Origin of the sequence: Marinobacter sp. ELB17 (assembly GCF_000169375.1) — a bacterium.
Lineage (GTDB): Bacteria > Pseudomonadota > Gammaproteobacteria > Pseudomonadales > Oleiphilaceae > Marinobacter.
The window spans coordinates 20,961-41,251 of sequence record NZ_AAXY01000012.1 but is presented as its reverse complement, the minus strand read 5'-3'; the positions used below and the strand labels follow the sequence as shown (position 1 = coordinate 41,251).

Sequence of the window (20,291 nt, the reverse complement as noted above, 5' to 3'; positions counted from 1 at the left end):
CTGGTGTTTGCCGACGCAGCATTTTACACCTTGACGCAGGCTCAAGATCACGCTGGCATTGGGGCTGTTAAAGTCGCACAATAGCTCCCCAATGATGCACTGCTCAAACGATATTATCATGCTATTTAATGGTTTGTTCGGTCAGCCTTGCCAGACTACTCTGGTGCGTGGCGACAACGAACCGGAGTATTTGCCTGCTGGCCCAGGCCCGGCACAGGTGATCTTTGCCCACGGTTATTTTTCCAGCGCCTTGCACGAAATCAGTCATTGGTGCATTGCCGGTGAATACCGCCGCACACTGCAAGATTACGGCTACTGGTATTGCCCTGACGGTCGCAGTCGTGTGCAGCAGTGCGCTTTCGAACAGGTTGAGGTAAAACCCCAGGCTTTGGAATGGCTGTTTGCTTTGGCCTGTGACTGGCGCTTTCATATCAGCGTTGACAACCTGGCGGGGCAGGGCGCGGCCGACCCGCAACTGTTTGCCCGCCGGGTTGCTTGCCAGGCGATAGCGTATCTTGCACAGGATGATTCTGATGCCGGTGCGGGCGGATTTAAGAATATACCCCTGAGCGGCTTCAACAGCAGCATACCCTGCCGTGCAGCGGATTTTTTACACGCGCTAATGCGTTTTTATGGAACCGAGGGCTCGCTTACAGAGGCCTTGCAAAAAGATGCACGGCGAGTTGCGCCATTATGGGCGGCTGTCGGTTCTGACTCCCGGAATACCAAGGACACCGAAACTGTATGACCATTGATAATAATCCTACTGACAGCAACCCGACGTCTACTGTTGATAACGACATATCCAGTGCTAGTGACAGTCCCGTTATTGACAGTCCTACTACTGATCGAAGCCACACCTCTGATTTGCGTTTTAGCGATCTGAATCTGGATCATCGCCTGCAGCAGGCCATTGCCGCCATAGGCTTTGAATACTGCACCCCGATACAGGCCGAAACCCTGCCCTGGACCCTGGCCTGCCAGGACCTGATCGGCCAGGCCCAGACCGGCACCGGTAAAACCGCAGCATTTCTGATTACCGCGATCCAGACCATGCTGGAAACCCCGATTGAAGACAGCAAACGCTTTGCCTCGGAGCCGCGGGTTCTGGCGCTGGCGCCCACCCGCGAGTTGGCGATGCAGATCGCCAAAGACGCTGAGCAGTTGTGTGCCCACACCGGCCATAAAGTCGTGACCGTGGTTGGCGGTATGCACTACGACAAGCAGCGTGATCAGTTACAGAACGAAGTCGTGGATATTCTGGTGGCAACGCCAGGCCGGCTGATCGATTTTCTGGGCTCCCAGGACGTGTTTCTCGACCAAATCGATATTCTGATTCTTGACGAAGCCGACCGCATGCTCGACATGGGCTTCATTCCGGATGTTAAACGCATCATCCGCAAGTGTACGCCAAAGGAAGATCGCCAAACGCTGTTGTTCAGCGCGACGTTTAACCAGGATGTACTGAATCTTGCATCTATGTGGACCCAAAGCGCCGAGTTTGTGGAAATTGAGCCGGAGCAGAAAACCGCCGAGCGGGTTGAACAGACCGTGTACCTGGTCGGCGATGATGAAAAACTGAGGGTGCTGGTGAATTATCTGAAACGCCCGGAAGTGGACAAGGCACTGGTGTTCGCCAATCGCCGTGACCAGTGCCGTGATTTGGAAGAAGACCTGCGCAATCAGGGGGTATCTGTTTCGCTGATGTCTGGCGAGATTGCCCAGGCCAAACGCCTGAAAACCCTTGAGCAGTTCAAGGCCGGCAGCATTCAGGTGCTGGTGGCTACAGACGTCGCAGGCCGTGGTATTCACGTTAACGGCGTAACCCATGTGTTCAACTATAACCTGCCAGATAACGCCGAAGATTACGTACACCGTATCGGTCGTACCGGTCGTGCCGGCAGCACCGGTGTGTCTATCAGCTTTGCCGGCGAAGACGATTCCTTCGCCCTGCCGGCGATTGAAAAGTACATCGGTCAGAAGCTTGCCAACGAGGTTCCGGACGAAGCTTTGATGGTGCCGATGGACAACGCCCCGATCGCCCGCAAACGCGGTCGTCGGCCACAGGGCACGCGCCCGACCGGTAACCGTAGCAGTGGCAACCGCAGTGGCAATAGCCGGCCGCGCAGAAGCTGATTCAGGCGCACTTTTTGGAGAGACCTGAACACAGCTCGGATAGAGACGCTGGACACAAAAGCTCAGAGATAACGTTTTAGACGCAGCGGTTTAGACACATACCAGTATAGATAAAAAGGCGGACGACCGGCATGTTGATTGTTGCAGACGAAAACATTCCGTTACTGGACTCGTTTTTTTCCGATTTTGGTGACATTCGCCGGGTCAACGGCCGAGAGCTCAGCCCTGACCAGGTGCGCGACGCCGATGTGTTGCTGGTGCGTTCGGTTACCCGGGTAAATCGCGACTTGCTGGAAGGCAGCCGGGTGCGTTTTGTGGGTACCACCACCATTGGTACCGACCATGTTGATCAGTTCTGGCTAGAATCCCAGGGCATCCATTTTTGCGCCGCCCCCGGCTGCAATGCCAACAGCGTGGTTGAGTACGTTCTGGCTGTAGCTTCGTTGCACGCATCTAGGCGCGGGCTTAGCAACTGGGCGCGCCAGAGTGTTGGTATTGTGGGGGCTGGCAACGTTGGCGGGTTACTGGCGCAAAGGCTGGAACGCTTGGGCTTTACCGTTGTTCTGTGCGATCCGCCAAGGCAGCAGGCCCAGTTCGACGGGCTGGACGAGCCAAGCGCGACCGAATTTTCCAGCCTTGAGCAGGCGCTTGAGTGTGATTTGGTAACGCTGCACACCCCGCTAACCCGCGATGGAGAGCACCCAACCTATCACCTGTTGGGTGCGCAAGAGCTTGCGACACTAGGGTCCGGTCAACTACTGATCAACAGCGGGCGAGGTGAAGTGATCAACAACGCAGCTTTGCTTGCCCGGCTGCAGCAGCCAGATGCCCCCACGGTCGTGCTGGACGTGTGGGAAAATGAACCTAAGATAGACCCGCAGCTGCTGCAGCAGGTTTGGTTGGGCACGCCGCACATTGCCGGTTACAGCCTGGAAGGCAAAGTGCATGGCACCGAAACCATATACCGGGCGCTGTCCCGCTTTCTTGGCCTGCCCGTGCGCAAACAGGCAGGCCAGTATTTGCCCCAGCCTCCCCTAAGTAAGCTGGCATTCACCAGCAGCGCCGGCGATGATGCGATACAGCTGGCTTTGCATAACTGCTACGATCCGCGCCGTGACGACGCTCGCTTACGGCTGAGCATGGCGGGCGACGAACAGCAGCGCGCCCAAGCCTTTGATCGGCTTCGCAAGGAATATCCGGTGCGCCGTGAATGTTCCAGTCTGAAAATCCAGCTTAAGGGCAGCAGTAAATCCATGGGAGAGCAGTTTCGCTCGCTGGGATTCAAAGTCAATATCTGACGTCCGCTTTACCGCTCAAAACCAAAACAGGCTCATTAAGTCCTGTTTTGGTTTTGCTAAGGTCGAATCCTGCAGACCAATCCCGACGGCCACTGTTTAAAAGCGGCGCCTTAGCGCGCGGCAGCCTGAGGTTCGGCGTGCACTTCTCCCTTGGCCAGCATCTCGCCGGTAGCCGCCCCGGACACTTCGAACACGTGATAGGCTTCGGCGCCCAGCGTGTCGATGGCGGTGTCTACATAGCTGTAGTGGATGGGTACCGGGTCTCCTGAAAACGTCACAACGAACTGCCGCACCACCGTTGCAATGTCAACATTCAATGGCTGTTCAACCCACAGGTATACGCACTTGTCGGGCACTACGTACTCGCAGCGCACCGCTCTGTAGCCCTCCCGCAATTTCAGGGTGTTGATAACCTTACCGCCTTCAAGTCGAAACTTATGGATCGTTTTCATGATCGCCACTCCTGGTGTGGTGCACGTTGCATGGTGTACGACTTGATCATCCATTAAGTACGACTCGAAAAAAATAAAGTTTCTTCGGCCTTATGCATCGGAATTTTCGATGCTTTCCACGGTGGCCATAGGTCCTTCAATAATGGCCTGCACCGCGGCATCGTGGCTGCCGTGGTCGCGGGTGATGGCGAACAGCGTGTCCTGAACCTCGTTAATGGTGGCAATGTGAGCAACCCGATATTGCCGGCATACTTCGTCGCAGATCGCCGTAGGTGCAGCGAAATAGCCCACACCCTGGTGGCCGAAGACTTTGATCAGGGCGCTGTCGTCAACTTCTGCCACGACATTGACCGCGATGTTGCGACTGGCAAACCAGTTTTTCAGCTCAGTGATGTAAGGTGCATCCAGAGCGGTGGCCAAAAACGGCTGATGATTCAGGCTTTGGGGAAAATCACTGGCCAGACGTAGGGCCAGCTCGGGTACCGCAAACAGCGACATGGAGGAGCGGCTTAATGCGTAGCAGCGCACCTGGGGCGCGTCTTTATCCGCAGGCGGGCGGTCGCTGAGTATGACGTCAAGAGAGCGCTGGTGCAGGCATTTCAAAAGTTGTGAGAGGTCACCGGTCTGGCAGCGCAGCTTTACAGTGCGCGGCAGTTCCAGCGCCGGTTTCAGCAAACGATAGGCGATCAACTTATGAATCGAGGCGCAGATACCCACTGTCAGTCGCAGCGGGCGATCCTGGGCAGGCTTGCTCACCAGATCAGACAGCGCCTGTGCAGTCTTGAACATTTCGTCGGCGTAGCTGAACACGGTATGTCCAAAATCGGTGAGTTGCAAAGCCCGGTTGGCGCGGTGGAACAGAGCACCGCCCAGCTGTGCCTCCAGGCTTGCCAGTTGGCCGCTGAGCGTTTGCGGTGTCAGCTCAAGATGATCGGCTGCGGCTACCACAGAGCCCAGGCGGGAAATCACCCAAAAATAATGCAGATGGCGCAGATTCAGATTGTTCAGAGTTGCCTCCGCTGTAAGGTCAGGTTTTGATACGCACCAAACGCCTGAGAATGTCTTCCACGTCTATCAGTATTGCCAGCACACGTAGCCAAAGCGGATCGACTTGTGCAACACGTTCAGCCGCGGGTCGTCGCTGCCTGCTGGTATCTCGTCGTGGCTTATCAACGGGTCTTTACTGCTTTTACTGTTCACGCCCCGCTTGTTGAGCATAGGGAGTATTTATACTTTTTTTAAAGTTTGGCCTGCTGTAACGCCTCGATGCGCCGTTCTAGCGGCGGGTGGGTCATGAACAAAGCACTCAGGCCACTCCGATGGGCCCGGTTGATGGCAAACGCCTGCAGGGTATCGGGCATCTGGTCTGGTACTTGGCTTTCCTGTTTCAGTCGTCTCAGGGCACTGATCATGGCTGCGCGGCCTGCCAGTTGGGCGCCGGCGATGTCGGCGCGAAATTCCCGGCGGCGGGAGAACCAGAACACAATGGTGCTGGCCAGGATGCCTAAAACAAGCTCTGCCACCATGCTGACAATAAAGAAGCCCATACCGTGGCCGCTTTGATTCTTGAACACCACGCGGTCGACAAAGGAGCCAATAACTCGCGCTGCGAAAATAACAAAGGTGTTTACCACGCCCTGAATCAACGCCAGGGTCACCATGTCGCCGTTGGCTACGTGGCCGATTTCATGGCCCACCACAGCGCGAACCTCGTCTTTGCTGAACCGGCTGAGCAGGCCCTCACTGACCGCCACCAACGCTTTGTTTTTATTCCAGCCGGTGGCAAAAGCGTTGGACTGGCTGGCGGGGAAAATGGCCACTTCAGGCATGCCAACACCGGCGTTTTTGGCCAGCTCCGCTACGGTTTCCAGTAACCATCGCTCCACCGGTGCGCGCGGTGTGTCAATCACCCGGGCTTTGGTGCTCCATTTCGCCATGGGTTTTGAAATCAGCAGCGATATAAGGGAGCCGGCAAAGCCAAATAAGGCCGCAAACACCAGCAGAGAGCTGTAATCAATACCGTTCTGGGCCAGATAGTTGTCTACGCCCAGTAATCTCAAAGTGAAACTGGCCACCAGGATTACCGCCAGGTTGGTGGCCAGAAACAGCAGTATTCTCATAGCTTCCTTCTCTTGTGAATGGACCCGTGCCTGCGAATGTGCCTATAAAAAGGCCTGTGAATCAGGCCGGCCAGAAGAGGAGACAGCCTTACTGCTTGTATTGTTCCAGGAATCGCCCCAGGCGGCCCACGGCATCGGCCAGAGTGTCTTTGCGCGGAAGGAAAACAACCCGCAGATGCTGTCTGTCTTTTACATTAAAAGCGGAACCCTGCACCAGCAGTATCTTTTCCTGAATCAGCAGGTCCAGTACCAGTTTCTCATCGTTGACGATGGGGTAGCGCTTGGGATCCAGTTTGGGGAACAAGTAGAGTGCACCCTGGGGCTTTACGCAACTGACGCCGGGAATGTCGTTGAGCAATTCCCACGCCGCCTGGCGCTGCTCGAACAGGCGGCCGCCGGGAATCACCAGATCGTTGATGGATTGATAGCCACCCAAAGCCGTCTGGATGGCCAACTGGGCTGGTACGTTGGCGCACAGGCGCATGTTCGAGAGCATTTCGATGCCCTCAACCAGGTCGGTGGCTTTGTGTTTGGCGCCGCTGATGATCATCCAGCCGGATCGATAGCCTGCAGCACGATAATTTTTCGACAGGCCGTTGTAGGTGAAAAATAGCACGTCATCGGCGAGGGACGCGGTAGAAACATGCGTCACGCCATCGTAAAGAATCTTGTCGTAAATCTCGTCAGATAAAATGATCAGGTTGTGGGCCCGCGCCAGCTCAATCACTTGGTGCAGCACCTCGGTGGAATAGACTGCGCCTGTAGGGTTGTTGGGGTTAATCAACACAATCGCCCGGGTGCGTTTGGTGATTTTGCGGCGGATGTCATCAATATCCGGAAACCAGCCCTGCTGTTCATCGCAGTGATAATGCACGGGCTTGCCGCTGGAAAGCGCTACCGCGGCGGTCCACAGCGGGTAATCAGGTGCCGGGATCAACACTTCGTCGCCGGTATTGAGCATGGCCTGCATAGACATTACGATCAGTTCGCTGACCCCGTTGCCCAGGTAAATGTCATCAATGTCGACTTTGTCGATGCCGCGCTGCTGGCAATAGTGCATCACCGCTTTGCGCGCGGAAAACAGGCCTTTGGATTCCACATAGCCCTGGGCCAGGTGCATGTTGTAGATGACATCTTGCTGAATTTCTTCAGGTACATCGAGCTCAAAGCTGGCCGGGTTGCCGATATTCAGCTTCAGTACGCGATGGCCTTCTTCTTCCAGGCGCCGCGCTTCACGCAGAACCACGCCGCGTATGTCGTAGCACACATTGTCCAGTTTGGTGGATTTGTGATAATTCTGCATGCCCAGTCTATCCTTTCTTTGACGTATGTTGCGGCGAATAAAAAAATCAGGAAGTCGCTTTCTATTCTAATGGAGCGGGAGCCCTGAACAACAGTTGAATTATGATGAATAGTGCCAGTGTCCCGTCTGGCTATTAGCCAGACGGGACACTGGGTTACGGCAGATTCCGCGGTTGCTTGTGAAATAGTAATCTGCCCGCAGGCTGGCAACGAGTGCTAAACTTGGTGTTCGACAAAGTTCCCTAGTAGTTCACCGTATTTTAGATAATATTCCACTGTATTTCAGATAGAAGGAACAGCGCGATGGCCGGCATATACGATTTTGAGGTAGCAGACATTCGCGGTAACGCCCAAAGCATGGCTGTTTACCAGGGCAAAGTCTTGCTGATTGTGAACACCGCCAGCAAATGCGGTTTCACGCCACAGTTTGAGGGTCTGCAGTCGCTTTATAGCGACCTGGCTGATCGGGGCCTGGAAGTGCTGGGTTTTCCCTGCAATCAGTTTATGAATCAGGATCCAGGCAGCAACGACAGCATCGGACAGTTTTGTTCGCTGAACTACGGAGTCAGCTTTCCGATGTTTGCGAAAGTTGAGGTAAACGGCGATAACACACATCCGCTTTACCGCTATCTAAAGCATGAAGCCTCGGGGCTGCTGGGGTCCAAGCAAGTAAAGTGGAACTTTACCAAGTTTCTGGTGAATCGCGACGGCGAGGTGCTCAAGCGCTACCCTCCCACCACCAAGCCTGCCGAGATTCGTGCCGACATCGAAAAGGCGCTGGGTTAGGTGCCCCTTTTAATCGTCGTAGTTGGTTTTTTTCTTCCAGCTGTCGTCTTCCAGAACGCTATCCCACTCTTTATCCTGCTTGCGGTGAGCGTCAAGGCTTGCGTTGTCAGTCTCTGTGCCGGTCAGCGCCTCCAGTTCCTTGATGCGGGTGCGGAAGCTTTTCACGGCTTTCATGGCCACGGGATTATCCGCAGATTTGCCCATTTCGGTGCTGGCCAGATGGTATGCGTGAATGGCTTTACGTATTTCGTTCTGGCGCACACAATCCCGAGCCTGAAAAACATGCAGATCAGTATGGGTTTTGTGCACCAGAAACAGCACGTATTTCAGGTTCTTCCGCGCTGTGGCGGCGTCCAACCGGCCGGCCTTGTGCATCGTCTCTAATAGGGCGAAAAGGCTCTGCAGTAGATCTTTGACCGCGGTGGCTTTTTGCGGTAAATCTATGTGCATCTGCACTGTTTTGTCTGCACCGTCGCGTATCTGCTGCTTCAGCTGGCCCAGCGCATCGCGCCGTTGATCAATTGGCAGGGCTGTGTGCAGGGTCGCCAGGCCATTGCAGCTGTGTTCCATTTGTTTGATAAGGATCAGCTTCAAATCACTGGTCAGATACTGGCCTGGCAGTTCCGATAAAAGCCGATTGGCGAGTTTGTAGCTCTTTTCCAGCATGGCAATGCGGCGAATGCGCTGAATGCGGGCTTTTTCACGCAGGTGGCTGATGGTGACCACAGTAATCGCAATGGCAACCACGGCTGCTAAGAGCAGGACAAGTGTTGAAGGTTCCATGACTTACGACGAGACTCCGTAGGCAAGCTAGTGCAGGTTTAGTAGTTATAAAAAGGGTATCAGAAATAGCGCCTTAAGAATGTTTTTAAATGTGAAGGAGAGCAGGCCTTGGATATTTCCCGCGTAGACCTGAACCTGCTGGTATACCTGGATGTGCTGCTGCGTGAGTGCAATGTAACCAAGGCGGCCAATCATCTGGGCATTACCCAGCCCGCCATGAGTAACGGCTTGCGACGGTTGCGCCAGTTGTTTGGTGACCCCTTGCTGGTGCGCACCAGCGAAGGCATGACCGCCACTGAAAGAGCCCGGGAGCTGCAGCCAGTGGTGCGTTCGATTGTGTCCAGCATCGAGCAGGTGATGCAGGATAAAACCCCGTTTTCCGCGATTAACAGCCAGCGCGTGTTTCGTATTATGGCCAGTGACTACGCTGAGTCCTGCCTGATGCCGCGAGTACTGCGGCGTTTACGTCAGGAAGCTCCGCAGGTGACTCTGGATGTATTAACCCCTAGCGACGTCAGTTTTCTGGATGTGGAGCAGGGCAGGCTGGATATGGCCATTAACCGCTTCGACAAGATCCCCCAGTCGTTTCACCAGAAAACCCTGTGGAGCGAATATTTTGCCTGCCTGATGAATGCTGAAAACCCGATTTTGAAACAATCGTTTACCCTGGAAAGCTATCTTCAGGCCAGCCACATCTGGGTCAGTAAGACCGGGTTTGGCGTGGGGGTAGGGGTGAATCCTAAAGATGTGCAGCGCCTCGGCTGGGTTGATGAGGCCCTGGCCAAGATTGGCCATAAACGGCAGATTTCAGTGTTTACCCGCCACTATCAGGTGGCCATGCTGCTGGCCGAGCAACACGATCTGATTGCCACGCTGCCATCACGGGCGGCTTGGCTCCAGCGCGACAACCCGAACCTGGTGTCCAAAGTGCCGCCCTTCGACATCCCGCCATTTGATTTGAAAATGGCCTGGAGCCCTCTGCTGCAACACAACGCCGACCACCAATGGTTGCGCCGACTGATCGCTGAGGTGGCTGAAGAAGTAGACGCAGAGTTTGCCGAGTTCGGCACACCCTTCGAGCGCGGCTGATTCAAAAGATGGCGCGCCTACGGCTGTTTTGCGATTTAAAGCGCTCGCGGCTGCCTTAAAGATTAGGGCACTTGTGGCTGAGTCAAAAGCTAGAGAGAAAGCACCCGCAATTCCATGGAGCGCTGGCTTGCGTTCCACATCTGCAAGAAGCGCTCTTCCAGGCTTTTTACCCGCCCGCCGTCGGAAAAGTTGGCAAAACCTTGGCTGCCGCCAAACTCATGTCGATAAAGCACACCTTGGCGGTCGGCCAGCAAAAAGGGTTCTTTTTCTGGTGGGGTTGCATCGCTTAACAGCCGAAGTTCGATGCGGCTGGGCAGCCGCCGCATTAACTCAACCAGCCCGTGCCGGCGTTGAGTCAGGGCTTTGTCATCTTGAATCAGTAGGCGGACATCGCTAAGCCTATGACGCCTGGCCATCCGTGACACCAACTCGCAAAAGCGTGGCTGGTCGTAAAGGTCGAAGTCCAGCGTGTTGTCGTACAGCCATAATCGCTGCCGGGCCTGTCCCGCCAGGCTGTGCATCAGCTCTACCAGTTGCTGCGGCCGCTCGAACAGCCAGCTGCGCGAATCGTCGCCAAGGTTCATTGGATATTTGCGAATTCCAGGCCGTTTCTCGGCCGGTTCCGCCGCCAGATCTTCGGCCAGCACAGAAGGCGCCAGGCAGCGCATATCAAAATGCGCTATGCCGGCATCGTCATATTGGTCTGAACAGAGGTGGAAACCGGCACGCTGATAAAATTCGACAGCGTGCTGCTGCGCCGACAGCTGCAGCTGGGAGTAGTGTACCGCGCCTTGGCAAATCAGATGCTGCAACAGTGCCTGGCCAATCTGTTTGCCGCGGTATTGCGGCAGCACCGCCATGCGCCCGATGAAGCCAGTGGCGCCCGGAATGCCATACAGGCGCGCTGTGGCGGCGGCTTTATTGCCATCCACCACCACCAGAAAGTGTTCGCTGCTTTGGTCGGTGACGTCCCACTCCAGCTCTGGTGGCACGTTCTGCTCCTCAACAAATACACGCTGGCGAATGCCACGGATTTGCGGCGGTGCACTGTGCCAGTTGTATTTCCGAATGCGCAGATTCATCGGAGCCCCGTGCGACCGTTTATTCGAAGTAGATCGAACCCTGATTGTAAAGATTGGTGAGCAGCCCAAGTATAGCGTCGTCTTCGGCAAACGCTGCCAAAGCCTTTACGTTTACCCTGGCGCCAGCGCACAGCAGCGGCGCAAACGGGCGAGCATCGCCGCGCAGCAGGTATTGCTCGCCGTCTACAAACAGTGCGGTTTCGTTGTCGAGTTCATGAAAGGCAAAGCGAGAACCTTCGTTCCAGCGAACCTGTTCCCCGGCCTGTATCGCTGCTTGAAGGTCTTCGCTGGCGGCAGGCTCATCGGCGGGCACCACAGTTTCAACGCTCTTTGGAGCGGTGGAAAATTGGCCGAACCACAGTGAGAGATTGCGCCGGTCGCCTATTTTTTCCTGTATCAAGGCTTCCAGGCGGTCAATCACCACCGGTGCGATGGTGCCGGGATTGTCCTGCACCGCCAGATCCGGGTCGTTCATGTGCTCGGCCGCATTGGGCTGGTTGCACAGGAAGTCGGTAAAGCCGGTGAGCAAATCGTCGACCGTGGGCGCGCGAAAGCCCACTGACAGAGTAATACAGTCGTCTTCGGCCACTCCGTGATGGCCAATGGCAGGCGGCAGGTACAGCATGTCGCCCGGCTCTAAAACCACGGTTTCTTGGCCCTGCCAGTCACTTAGAATACGCAGCGGTGTGCCTTCCAGGCGCGGCGACTTAGAGCCGCATTCACCGCCGAACGTCCAGCGCCGGTTGCCCTGGGCCTGTAGCAGGAACACGTCATACTGATCGTAATGGGGACCTACGCTGCCGCCTTTAGGCGCGTAGCTGGCCATAATGTCGTCCAGCCGCCAGTTGGGTACAAAGCGGAAGTGCTCCAGTAAATCGGCGACTTCCGGCACCCAGTGGTCAAGGCCCTGCACCAGCAGGGTCCAGTTTTGCTCTGGCAGCTTGCTGAAACGCTCTTCGTTGAACGGGCCGTTATGTACTTGCCAGGGTTTGCCGGCATCGTCTTCAATCACGATGCGCGACTCTACGGTTTCTTCACAGGCCAACCCTGCCAGCTCGTCGGCGGTTACGGGGCTTTCAAAGCCGGGAAGCGCTTGGCGGATAACCAGAGGCTTTTTCTGCCAGTAGTCTCGTAAAAACTCTGCAGAGGTTATTCCGCCAAGCATGTCCATGGTGTTACTCCGGTGTTCAGATGTTGCGGGCTTGGTCTATGGCGCTGCCAATGTAGCTGCCGGGTGTCATCGCCATCAGTTCGGCTTTGGCTTGCTCGGGAATGTCCAGGCTGCTGACAAAGCTTTGGATAACCTCGGCGCTCATGGTTTTGCCGCGGGTCAAGGCTTTCAGCTTTTCGTAAGGCTTTTCAATATTGTAACGGCGCATCACGGTCTGAATCGGTTCCGCTAAAACTTCCCAGGCCTGGTTCAGGTCGGCGTCCAGGCGCGCCGCGTTCAGCTCCAACTTGCTCAGGCCTTTCAGGGTAGATTCATAGGCAATAAGGCTGTGGGCAAACCCCACTCCCAGGTTGCGCAGCACCGTCGAGTCGGTCAGATCGCGCTGCCAGCGCGAGATTGGCAGCTTGGCTGACAAATGGCTTAGCAAGGCGTTGGCAATGCCCAGGTTGCCTTCGGAGTTTTCGAAGTCAATGGGGTTAACTTTGTGCGGCATGGTGGACGAACCCACTTCGCCTTCGACTGTTTTCTGCTTGAAATAGCCCAGAGAAATATAACCCCAGATGTCGCGGTCCAAATCGATCAAAATGGTGTTGAAGCGGGCAACCGCGTCGTACAGTTCGGCGATGTAATCGTGGGGCTCAATCTGGGTGGTGTACGGGTTGAAATTCAGCCCCAGGCCTTCAATAAACGTCTTGGCGGTTTCGGCCCAATCGATGTCCGGATAGGCGGATAGATGAGCGTTATAATTGCCCACAGCGCCGTTGATTTTGCCCAGCAATTCCACGTTTTTGATCTGCGCCAGCTGGCGCCGCAGGCGGTGTACCACGTTGGCCAGCTCCTTACCCACGGTAGAGGGCGACGCGGTTTGGCCGTGTGTACGCGACAGCATGGGCTGGGCAGCGTGGTCGTGTGCCAGCTTGGCGATCTGGTCTATGACTTTTGTCATCACCGGCAGCATGCCGCTGTCCAGGCCTTCGCGCAGCATCAACGCGTGGGACAGGTTGTTGATGTCTTCCGAGGTGCAGGCAAAGTGAACAAATTCGGTGACCGCGTGAAGTTCGGCGTTGTCGGCGATTTTCTCTTTGATGAAGTATTCCACCGCTTTCACATCGTGATTGGTGGTGCGTTCAATATCTTTTATGCGCTGGGCATCGGCCACACCGAATTCGCTAACCAAGGCGTTCAGGGCGGCGTCTGCTTCAGTAGAAAATAGGGGAACTTCCTGAACTTGCGGATGAGCAGCCAGTTTTTGTAGCCAGCGGATTTCGACGGTTACGCGGTTTCTGATCAGGCCATATTCACTGAAAATGTCGCGAAAAACGCTAACTTTGCTGCCGTAGCGGCCGTCCACCGGGGAAATGGCGGTCAGGGCGGTGAGTTCCATCGAAAACCTCTCAAAAATGTTTGAAGCAAGGGGCGGTATAAAGTCAGCACGATATAATACACCAGCGGCCGGTCGGAATCAGCTCAACAGGTTTGCGAATCAGCCAAACAGGGCACTATCCGGTTTTCAGCAATTCGCGGGCGTGGGCAATCACGTTTTTGCGGGTAAAGATAAGTTGCCAGCGGCGCCCGCCGGTCTGCCGCCAGAGCACCGCAGAGCGGATGCCGGCCAACAGCAACGCCCGTATTTTAGCGGCGTTTTCTTCCCGCTGCAGAATAGCCGGCGTGCCGCCGACTTGAATGCGCTGGCGGTAAGTGCTGATGGTGTCGGTATACACTGACGCCAGATTGCCAATCAGATTGCTGTGTACATAACCGAAATGACTGGCAGTGTGACGTGCCTGCTCAATCCGGCTGCCCAGCACCGACATCATGTCTTTGCTGCTGTTGAGTCTGGACTCCAGCTGGATCAGGTTCAGCACGTAGCGCAGTATTTCGATGTCGGTGGGCTTGCTTTGCTCGCTGAGCACGCGAATCAACGTATTTAGCCCCAGGCTCAAGTCGCGCAGTTCTCCGCCATAAACGTCCAGCGTGGTTGCCGGGTCAGTGGCGAACAGTGAACGTAGGCTGGTTTCCAGGTCGGTTGCGTCGCAAATACCGTCATGGGCAATCTGGGTAACCAGATTCGCGGCCTGAAAAACGCCGGCCAGGGCCAGGGTTTGGTCGTGAAGTGTGCGGCTCATGACCGCACCCCGTCAGTTGGCTCAGTGGTCAGGCGTGCTGGCAGTGGTTCGCCATCGCGCCAGGTGTGTTCAATTACGCCGCCGCCCAAGCAAATCTCGCCGTCGTAAAATACCGCCGATTGACCAGGCGTCACTGCGCGCTGGGCGTCGTCGAACACCACTTTGACGCCACCGTCGATGACGGTTACCTCGCACAGTTGATCAGGCTGGCGATAGCGTGTCTTGGCCATGCAGCGAAACTTTGCGCTTGGAGCCTCAGCGGCAACCCAATCGACGGGGCCAGACACCAGGCCGCGGGAAAACAGCAGCGGGTGGTTTTTACCCTGAGCTGCAATCAATACGTTACGTGCCAGGTCTTTTTCCGCTACGTACCAGGGCTCATCGCTGTAACCGTTCAATCCTCCAATACCAAGGCCTTGGCGCTGGCCAATGGTGTGGTACATCAGGCCCTGATGGCGGCCAATAATGTCGCCTTCTGGTGTTTCAATAGTGCCGGGCTGGGCTGGCAGGTACTGCTTCAGGAAGTCAGTGAACTTGCGCTCGCCAATAAAGCAGATGCCGGTAGAATCTTTTTTATCGTGGGTAACAAGCCCTTGCGCCTCGGCAATGCGGCGCACTTCCGGCTTCTCAAGTTCGCCCACCGGGAACAGAGTGCGGGCAATGCGATCGCCGGATACCGCGTGCAGGAAATAGCTTTGATCTTTGTTGTCGTCGAGGCCTTTGAGTAGCTGAGCTTTGCCGGAACCGTCATCAAGCGGGCATTGGCGAGTGTAGTGTCCGGTGGCAATGTAGTCGGCGCCCAGTGTTATCGCGTAATCCAGAAAAGCGCGGAATTTCACTTCCTTGTTGCACAGAATGTCTGGATTTGGGGTGCGACCGGCTTTGTATTCACTGAGAAAATGCTCGAATACCCGGTCCCAGTACTCCGCCGCAAAGCTGGCGGTATGCAGCTTTATACCGATGTGGTCGGCCACCGCCTGGGCATCGGCCAGGTCGGTCATGGCGGTGCAATATTCGGTGCCGTCGTCTTCGTCCCAGTTCTTCATGAACAGGCCTTCTACCTGATAACCCTGTTCTTTTAGCAGCCAGGCGGCAACGGAGGAATCGACACCGCCGGACATACCGACGATAACGCGGCTCGTGTTTGGGCTAGTGCTAGGGACGGTGCCCGGGATGGTATTTGCGGCTGTATGGAACTCGGTCATAACGGCTCTGTGTCAGTAAAAGCGGAACATTTTATCAGCTTGCGGTCGTCACGTCTGTGGGTCGTGAATCAGATCCAGCGGCAGACGCCTGCCACTTTGATAATCTTTCATGCACTGAAGTACCAGCGGGCTGCGCAGCTTGTCACCAAGGCCGGCTATCTGTTCCGGTGTGAGCCAGTGAGCGGCAATAATGTCGCTATCAAGCTGCTCTGACATCTTGCGCACTGCGCGGGCGCTGTAACAGAAGCGGTAGTAGGTAACGCCGTTGGCCGGTGCTTTGTAAATGTAAATGCCCAGTAGATGCTCTGGCTCTACGTCCCAGCCGGTTTCTTCTAAGGTTTCCCGGCGCACCGCATCCAGCACGGTTTCGTTTTCTTCAATGTGCCCGGCAGGCTGGTTGAACACAATTTTGCCGTTGCTGGACTCTTCAACCATTAACAGGCGGCCTTGGTCATCTTCAACAATAGCGGCGACGGTTGCGTGGGGCGTCCAAGTCATGACAATGTTTGACTCCGGTGAGGGCGGTGGCCGCGGTTTGCCTTTGGTGATTGACGGCTGCCAGTGGGTTTGCGACGCGGCGCTGCGGTCGCGGTCATAGTCACGGTTGTTGAGCTGTACTGGCCGGGTTCAAGTAAGCCAAGGCTCCAGTCACCAATGCGATAGCGGATCAGCCGCAGCGTAGGAAAACCCAGCGCCGCGGTCATGCGCCTTACCTGGCGATTACGGCCTTCACAGATGGTCAGTTCCAGCCAGCTGGTGGGAATGTTCTGGCGGAAACGCACAGGGGGGGTGCGTAACCAAATTACAGGTTCGTCCATGGCCCGAGCAAGGGCTGGGCGCGTCAGGCCGTCTTTCAGCTGTACACCTTGTTCTAGCTGGCGCAGAGTTTGGGGGTTAATTGTGCCTTCAACCTGCACCCAGTAGGTTTTTTCCATCTTACCCCGGGGTGATGCGATGCAATGTTGTAGCTGGCCGTCTGAGGTCAGTAATAGCAGGCCTTCGGAGTCATAATCCAGGCGGCCTGCAGGGTATATGCCCGGCTGGTTGATCCAGTCAGCCAGGGTGGCTCGCCGGGGCTTGTCGGTAGGTCGCCGTTCATCCGTAAACTGGCTGAGTACCTGGAACGGCTTGTTGAACAGGATTAATTCGGCCATAGGTGGTCTGTGTTGCTAGTAGGGCTAGCCGCAGAGACTACCCCAGATACAGGATTTCGCAACCGCCAGTATCCGTGGATGCACAGAAATTCGGCAGGTTTATCGTTCAGCCAGACGGGACACTGTGATTCGTTTGCAGCAGCGGCATGATGTTGACGGCGTGAACACCGTCATCCACCGGTTTTTTCTCGAAACTGACCGCCTGTCCGGCTTTCAGAGTTTTATAGCCATCCATTTGAATGGCCGAAAAATGAGCGAACAGGTCGTCATTGTAGCCGTCTTCAATGATAAAACCGTAACCTTTGGCGTTGTTGAACCATTTCACTTTGCCGCTGGGCATGTTGAACTCCCGTGTACCTGTGCTGTCAGTGTTTATTATTGTTGAATTTTGGAGCTGGGCAACATTTTTTTACATTGCTATGAACTTTGGTTCAATACGGAGTTGCAGTCAACTGCTCGCAGTAGAGGTTTTGAGTGGTTGAAGGCAGTCCGGAACCGGTATCATGTGCGTACTTATACAAAAGAAGGCCTGCTTGAAAAAGCGGTGACCCACACCCACATTATTAGTAAGGCGCCGACAACTTCGGTAAAGAATGATGCGAATGATTGAAAATTCTCGACTAGTATGGAATCAGGGAGACGAAAGTGAGCCGGGTCGCCATGACCAGCTCAGTTTGGCGCCGGAAAAGCCAGCCCTGAAGCGGCCTGCGCAGTTCCGGGTGATTCTTTTAAACGACGACTACACTCCTATGGATTTTGTGGTGGAGGTGTTAACGACTTTCTTCGGAATGAATGAAGAAAAGGCAACACAGGTGATGCTTCTCGTCCATACGCAAGGCAAAGCCGTATGTGGTGTGTATTCCCGGGATATCGCAGAAACCAAAGCAGCCCAGGTGAATCACTATTCGTCAGAATGTGATCACCCGCTGTTGTGCGAAATTGAACGTGCAGATTGACAGCTGTTGGAGTAGCCCATGCTGAGCAAAGATCTTGAACTTACATTGAATTCGGCCTTCAAGAATGCCCGTGACAAGCGTCACGAATTCATGACAGTAGAGCATTTACTGTTGGCCCTTTTGGACAACGATTCGGCGGTGGGAGTTCTGAAAGCGTGTGGCGCAGAGTTGGGCCCGCTGGGACAGGAACTGCTTGAATTTGTTGATTCCACAACGCCACTCATCCCGGATTCTGACGGCGATCGCGAAACCCAGCCAACCCTGGGCTTTCAGCGCGTGCTGCAGCGTGCGGTTTTCCACGTACAGTCTTCCGGCAAAAAAGAGGTAACCGGCGCCAACGTGCTGGTGGCGATCTTTAGCGAGCAGGAAAGCCAAGCGGTTTACCTGCTGAAAAAGCAGAATGTTGCGCGTATTGATGTGGTCAATTTTGTTTCTCACGGCATTTCCCGAGTGCAGGGTGTCGAGGATCAAGAAGGCCGCGAAGCTGCTCAGGAAGAGAGCGGCGAAGAAGCGACGCAGTCTACACCGCTGGACAATTACACCACCAACCTGAATGAGCAAGCGCGCCAAGGCCGGATCGATCCGCTGATCGGGCGCGAGCACGAAGTCGAGCGTGTGGTGCAGATTCTGGTGCGTCGCCGCAAAAACAATCCATTGTTGGTCGGCGAAGCCGGCGTTGGTAAAACCGCCATCGCTGAAGGCCTGGCCAAGCGCATTGTAGATGCTCAGGTGCCTCAAGTGATCGCCGATGCGGTGGTCTACTCGCTGGATCTGGGAGCGCTGCTGGCAGGTACCAAGTACCGCGGTGATTTTGAAAAGCGTCTGAAAGGCCTGCTGTCGGATCTGAAAAAGCAGGAACACGCTATTTTGTTTATCGATGAAATCCATACCATTATTGGCGCCGGTTCGGCATCAGGTGGCGTGATGGACGCGTCGAACCTACTTAAACCGATGCTTGGCTCGGGTGAGCTGCGTTGCATTGGCTCGACCACCTATCAGGAATTTCGCGGTATATTTGAGAAGGATGCTGCCCTGGCTCGCAGATTCCAGAAAATTGATGTCAACGAACCCAGCGTCGAAGACACTTATCTGATCCTGAAAGGTCTGAAACCAAATTTTGAGAAACATCACGATTTGACCTACACCGATCAGGCCCTGCGGGTGGCTGCTGAACTGTCTGAACGCTACATCAATGACAGGCACCTGCCTGACAAGGCCATAGACGTGATCGACGAGGCGGGTGCCCATCAGCGCCTGATGAGTGAAGACAAACGCAAGAAAGTGATCGATGTCGCAGAAATTGAGGAAGTCGTGGCCAATATTGCACGTATTCCACCCAAGAGCGTGTCCACCAGTGACAAGGACCTGCTGCGGACTATGGAGCGGGATCTTAAAATGGTGGTGTTCGGGCAAGACCCGGCCATCGAATCCCTGTCTACGGCCATTAAGCTGGCTCGCGCCGGGCTCAAATCACCGGAAAAACCGGAAGGTGCGTTCCTGTTTGCCGGCCCCACCGGTGTGGGTAAAACCGAAGTCACCAAGCAGTTGGCCAAGGTGTTGGGTATCGAGCTGGTGCGCTTTGATATGTCTGAGTATATGGAGCGACATACTGTGTCGCGCCTGATTGGTGCACCGCCGGGCTATGTCGGTTTTGACCAAGGTGGTCTGCTAACCGAATCGGTGAACAAGCACCCGCACTGTGTACTGCTGCTGGATGAAATTGAGAAGGCTCACCCGGAGGTGTTTAACCTGCTTCTGCAGGTAATGGACCACGGCACGCTGACGGACAACAACGGTCGCAAAGCCGACTTCCGCCATGTAATCCTGGTGATGACTACGAACGCCGGTGCCGAAAGCATGGCCCGTCGTTCCATGGGCTTCAGTGAGCAAAACCACCGCAGCGATGGCATGGAAATCATCAGCAAGACTTTCACGCCGGAATTCCGCAACCGTTTGGATGGCATTATTCAGTTCGCGGATCTGGAGCGCCAGACCATCACTCACGTGGTGGATAAGTTCCTCACCGAACTGCAGGCACAGCTGGACGACAAGCACGTGGTATTGCACGTAGACGAGCCTTCTAAGCTGTGGTTAGCAGACAAAGGCTACGACGTGACCATGGGTGCAAGGCCGATGTCGAGGTTGATTCAGGACAAGATCAAGCGGCCGCTGGCTGAGCAGATCCTGTTTGGTCGATTGGCCGAGAAGGGCGGTGAAGTGTTTGTGCACCTTGAAAACGACGAGCTGGTGTTCGAGTACGAGCCGGAACCCGCAGAAGCGGTTTGACCGTCGCCTGAGTGCCTGAACTGAAAAAAGAAAGGAAAAAAGAAAAGCCCGCAGTTGCGGGCTTTTCTATGAATACGGGCTCGACAAATTAACGGGCGCGGTAAACGATACGGCCTTTGCTCAGGTCGTATGGCGTCAGTTCCACTTTGACTTTATCGCCGGTCAGAATGCGGATGTAGTTCTTGCGCATTTTTCCGGAGATGTGTGCGGTCACAACGTGGCCGTTGCTCAGCTCTACACGGAACATGGTGTTTGGTAGCGTATCGATAATAACGCCTTCCATTTCAATGACATCTGTCTTCGCCATTCAGTAAAAACCTCGTTTTGGAATACTTTCCGTAATTT

The 20,291-nt window shown here is 55.2% G+C and carries 22 protein-coding genes; 7 read left to right on the top strand and 15 right to left on the bottom strand.

Features of this window, described 5'->3' with window-relative positions; genetic code table 11:
- The first annotated feature begins 118 nt into the window (after nt 1-118).
- The 3 genes from MELB17_RS14160 to pdxB all read left to right on the top strand — a co-directional run bounded on the left by MELB17_RS14160 (nt 119) and on the right by pdxB (nt 3,434).
- On the top strand, nt 119-748 hold the full coding sequence (locus tag MELB17_RS14160) for an elongation factor P hydroxylase (RefSeq protein WP_157133312.1): 630 nt from the start codon (nt 119-121) through the stop codon (nt 746-748).
- Nucleotides 745-2,136, top strand: coding sequence for a DEAD/DEAH box helicase (locus MELB17_RS14155; RefSeq protein ID WP_007350962.1), 1,392 nt, complete (start codon nt 745-747; stop codon nt 2,134-2,136). Before MELB17_RS14160 ends, MELB17_RS14155 begins: the two co-directional genes overlap by 4 nt.
- Before the next feature lie 131 nt (nt 2,137-2,267).
- Complete coding sequence (pdxB, locus tag MELB17_RS14150; protein ID WP_007350961.1) at nt 2,268-3,434, top strand: 4-phosphoerythronate dehydrogenase PdxB; 1,167 nt, start codon at nt 2,268-2,270, stop codon at nt 3,432-3,434.
- Nucleotides 3,435-3,544: 110 nt separating this feature from the next.
- On the opposite strand, the gene MELB17_RS14145 is transcribed toward pdxB, so the two are convergent.
- The 5 genes from MELB17_RS14145 to MELB17_RS14130 form a co-directional block, all read right to left on the bottom strand.
- On the bottom strand, nt 3,545-3,886 hold the full coding sequence (locus MELB17_RS14145; RefSeq protein WP_007350960.1) for a hypothetical protein: 342 nt from the start codon (nt 3,884-3,886) through the stop codon (nt 3,545-3,547).
- A 90-nt stretch (nt 3,887-3,976) separates the two neighbouring features.
- Entirely contained in the window at nt 3,977-4,870 is an 894-nt protein-coding gene (locus MELB17_RS14140) for a LysR family transcriptional regulator (protein WP_227498917.1), read from the bottom strand.
- Between the two features lie 90 nt (nt 4,871-4,960).
- A complete protein-coding gene (locus tag MELB17_RS25095; protein ID WP_007350958.1) occupies nt 4,961-5,104 on the bottom strand; it encodes a hypothetical protein in 144 nt (47 codons plus the stop codon).
- A 20-nt stretch (nt 5,105-5,124) separates the two neighbouring features.
- The gene (gene htpX, locus MELB17_RS14135) at nt 5,125-6,006 is read right to left on the bottom strand and encodes a protease HtpX (protein ID WP_007350957.1); all 882 of its coding nucleotides are present in this window, start codon (nt 6,004-6,006) and stop codon (nt 5,125-5,127) included.
- Nucleotides 6,007-6,094: 88 nt separating this feature from the next.
- A complete protein-coding gene (locus MELB17_RS14130) occupies nt 6,095-7,309 on the bottom strand; it encodes a pyridoxal phosphate-dependent aminotransferase (RefSeq protein ID WP_007350956.1) in 1,215 nt (404 codons plus the stop codon).
- 302 nt (nt 7,310-7,611) lie between these two features.
- Between MELB17_RS14130 and MELB17_RS14125 the strand changes: the two genes are divergently transcribed.
- The gene (locus MELB17_RS14125; RefSeq protein WP_007350955.1) at nt 7,612-8,094 is read left to right on the top strand and encodes a glutathione peroxidase; all 483 of its coding nucleotides are present in this window, start codon (nt 7,612-7,614) and stop codon (nt 8,092-8,094) included.
- Between the two features lie 9 nt (nt 8,095-8,103).
- Here MELB17_RS14125 and MELB17_RS14120 read toward each other — a convergent pair whose 3' ends face one another.
- Nucleotides 8,104-8,877, bottom strand: a complete 774-nt coding sequence (locus MELB17_RS14120) for a hypothetical protein (protein WP_007350954.1) — start codon at nt 8,875-8,877, stop codon at nt 8,104-8,106.
- A gap of 108 nt (nt 8,878-8,985) precedes the next feature.
- Between MELB17_RS14120 and MELB17_RS14115 the strand changes: the two genes are divergently transcribed.
- The gene (locus tag MELB17_RS14115; RefSeq protein ID WP_007350953.1) at nt 8,986-9,966 is read left to right on the top strand and encodes a LysR family transcriptional regulator; all 981 of its coding nucleotides are present in this window, start codon (nt 8,986-8,988) and stop codon (nt 9,964-9,966) included.
- A gap of 89 nt (nt 9,967-10,055) precedes the next feature.
- Here the strand turns inward: MELB17_RS14115 and MELB17_RS14110 are convergent, their stop codons facing one another.
- From MELB17_RS14110 to MELB17_RS14075, 8 genes are all read right to left on the bottom strand, one after another.
- Nucleotides 10,056-11,048: a GNAT family N-acetyltransferase gene (locus MELB17_RS14110; protein WP_007350952.1), complete on the bottom strand. Its 993-nt coding sequence runs from the start codon at nt 11,046-11,048 to the stop codon at nt 10,056-10,058.
- A 19-nt stretch (nt 11,049-11,067) separates the two neighbouring features.
- The gene (locus tag MELB17_RS14105; protein ID WP_007350951.1) at nt 11,068-12,219 is read right to left on the bottom strand and encodes a cupin domain-containing protein; all 1,152 of its coding nucleotides are present in this window, start codon (nt 12,217-12,219) and stop codon (nt 11,068-11,070) included.
- A 16-nt stretch (nt 12,220-12,235) separates the two neighbouring features.
- Entirely contained in the window at nt 12,236-13,603 is a 1,368-nt protein-coding gene (purB, locus tag MELB17_RS14100; RefSeq protein WP_007350950.1) for an adenylosuccinate lyase, read from the bottom strand.
- Between the two features lie 115 nt (nt 13,604-13,718).
- The gene (gene hflD, locus MELB17_RS14095) at nt 13,719-14,345 is read right to left on the bottom strand and encodes a high frequency lysogenization protein HflD (protein ID WP_007350949.1); all 627 of its coding nucleotides are present in this window, start codon (nt 14,343-14,345) and stop codon (nt 13,719-13,721) included.
- Nucleotides 14,342-15,550 (bottom strand): tRNA 2-thiouridine(34) synthase MnmA, encoded by a 1,209-nt coding sequence (gene mnmA / locus MELB17_RS14090; protein ID WP_157133311.1) that lies wholly within the window; start codon nt 15,548-15,550, stop codon nt 14,342-14,344. The genes hflD and mnmA overlap by 4 nt, the downstream gene beginning before the upstream one ends.
- Before the next feature lie 48 nt (nt 15,551-15,598).
- Nucleotides 15,599-16,048 carry an NUDIX hydrolase gene (locus tag MELB17_RS14085; RefSeq protein WP_007350947.1) on the bottom strand — a complete coding sequence of 150 codons (450 nt, stop codon included), beginning with the start codon at nt 16,046-16,048 and terminating at the stop codon, nt 15,599-15,601.
- A complete protein-coding gene (locus MELB17_RS14080; protein ID WP_007350946.1) occupies nt 16,045-16,704 on the bottom strand; it encodes a pseudouridine synthase in 660 nt (219 codons plus the stop codon). Before MELB17_RS14080 ends, MELB17_RS14085 begins: the two co-directional genes overlap by 4 nt.
- A 106-nt stretch (nt 16,705-16,810) precedes the next feature.
- Nucleotides 16,811-17,044 (bottom strand): cold shock domain-containing protein, encoded by a 234-nt coding sequence (locus MELB17_RS14075; RefSeq protein ID WP_007350945.1) that lies wholly within the window; start codon nt 17,042-17,044, stop codon nt 16,811-16,813.
- 256 nt (nt 17,045-17,300) lie between these two features.
- On the opposite strand from MELB17_RS14075, the gene clpS reads away from it, so the two are divergent.
- Together clpS and clpA are read left to right on the top strand one after the other, a co-directional pair.
- Entirely contained in the window at nt 17,301-17,660 is a 360-nt protein-coding gene (gene clpS / locus MELB17_RS14070; RefSeq protein WP_036184890.1) for an ATP-dependent Clp protease adapter ClpS, read from the top strand.
- An 18-nt stretch (nt 17,661-17,678) separates the two neighbouring features.
- Nucleotides 17,679-19,946: an ATP-dependent Clp protease ATP-binding subunit ClpA gene (gene clpA, locus MELB17_RS14065; RefSeq protein WP_007350943.1), complete on the top strand. Its 2,268-nt coding sequence runs from the start codon at nt 17,679-17,681 to the stop codon at nt 19,944-19,946.
- Nucleotides 19,947-20,034: 88 nt separating this feature from the next.
- Here the strand turns inward: clpA and infA are convergent, their stop codons facing one another.
- Nucleotides 20,035-20,253, bottom strand: a complete 219-nt coding sequence (gene infA / locus MELB17_RS14060; RefSeq protein ID WP_007350942.1) for a translation initiation factor IF-1 — start codon at nt 20,251-20,253, stop codon at nt 20,035-20,037.
- Between the last annotated feature and the right edge of the window lie 38 nt (nt 20,254-20,291).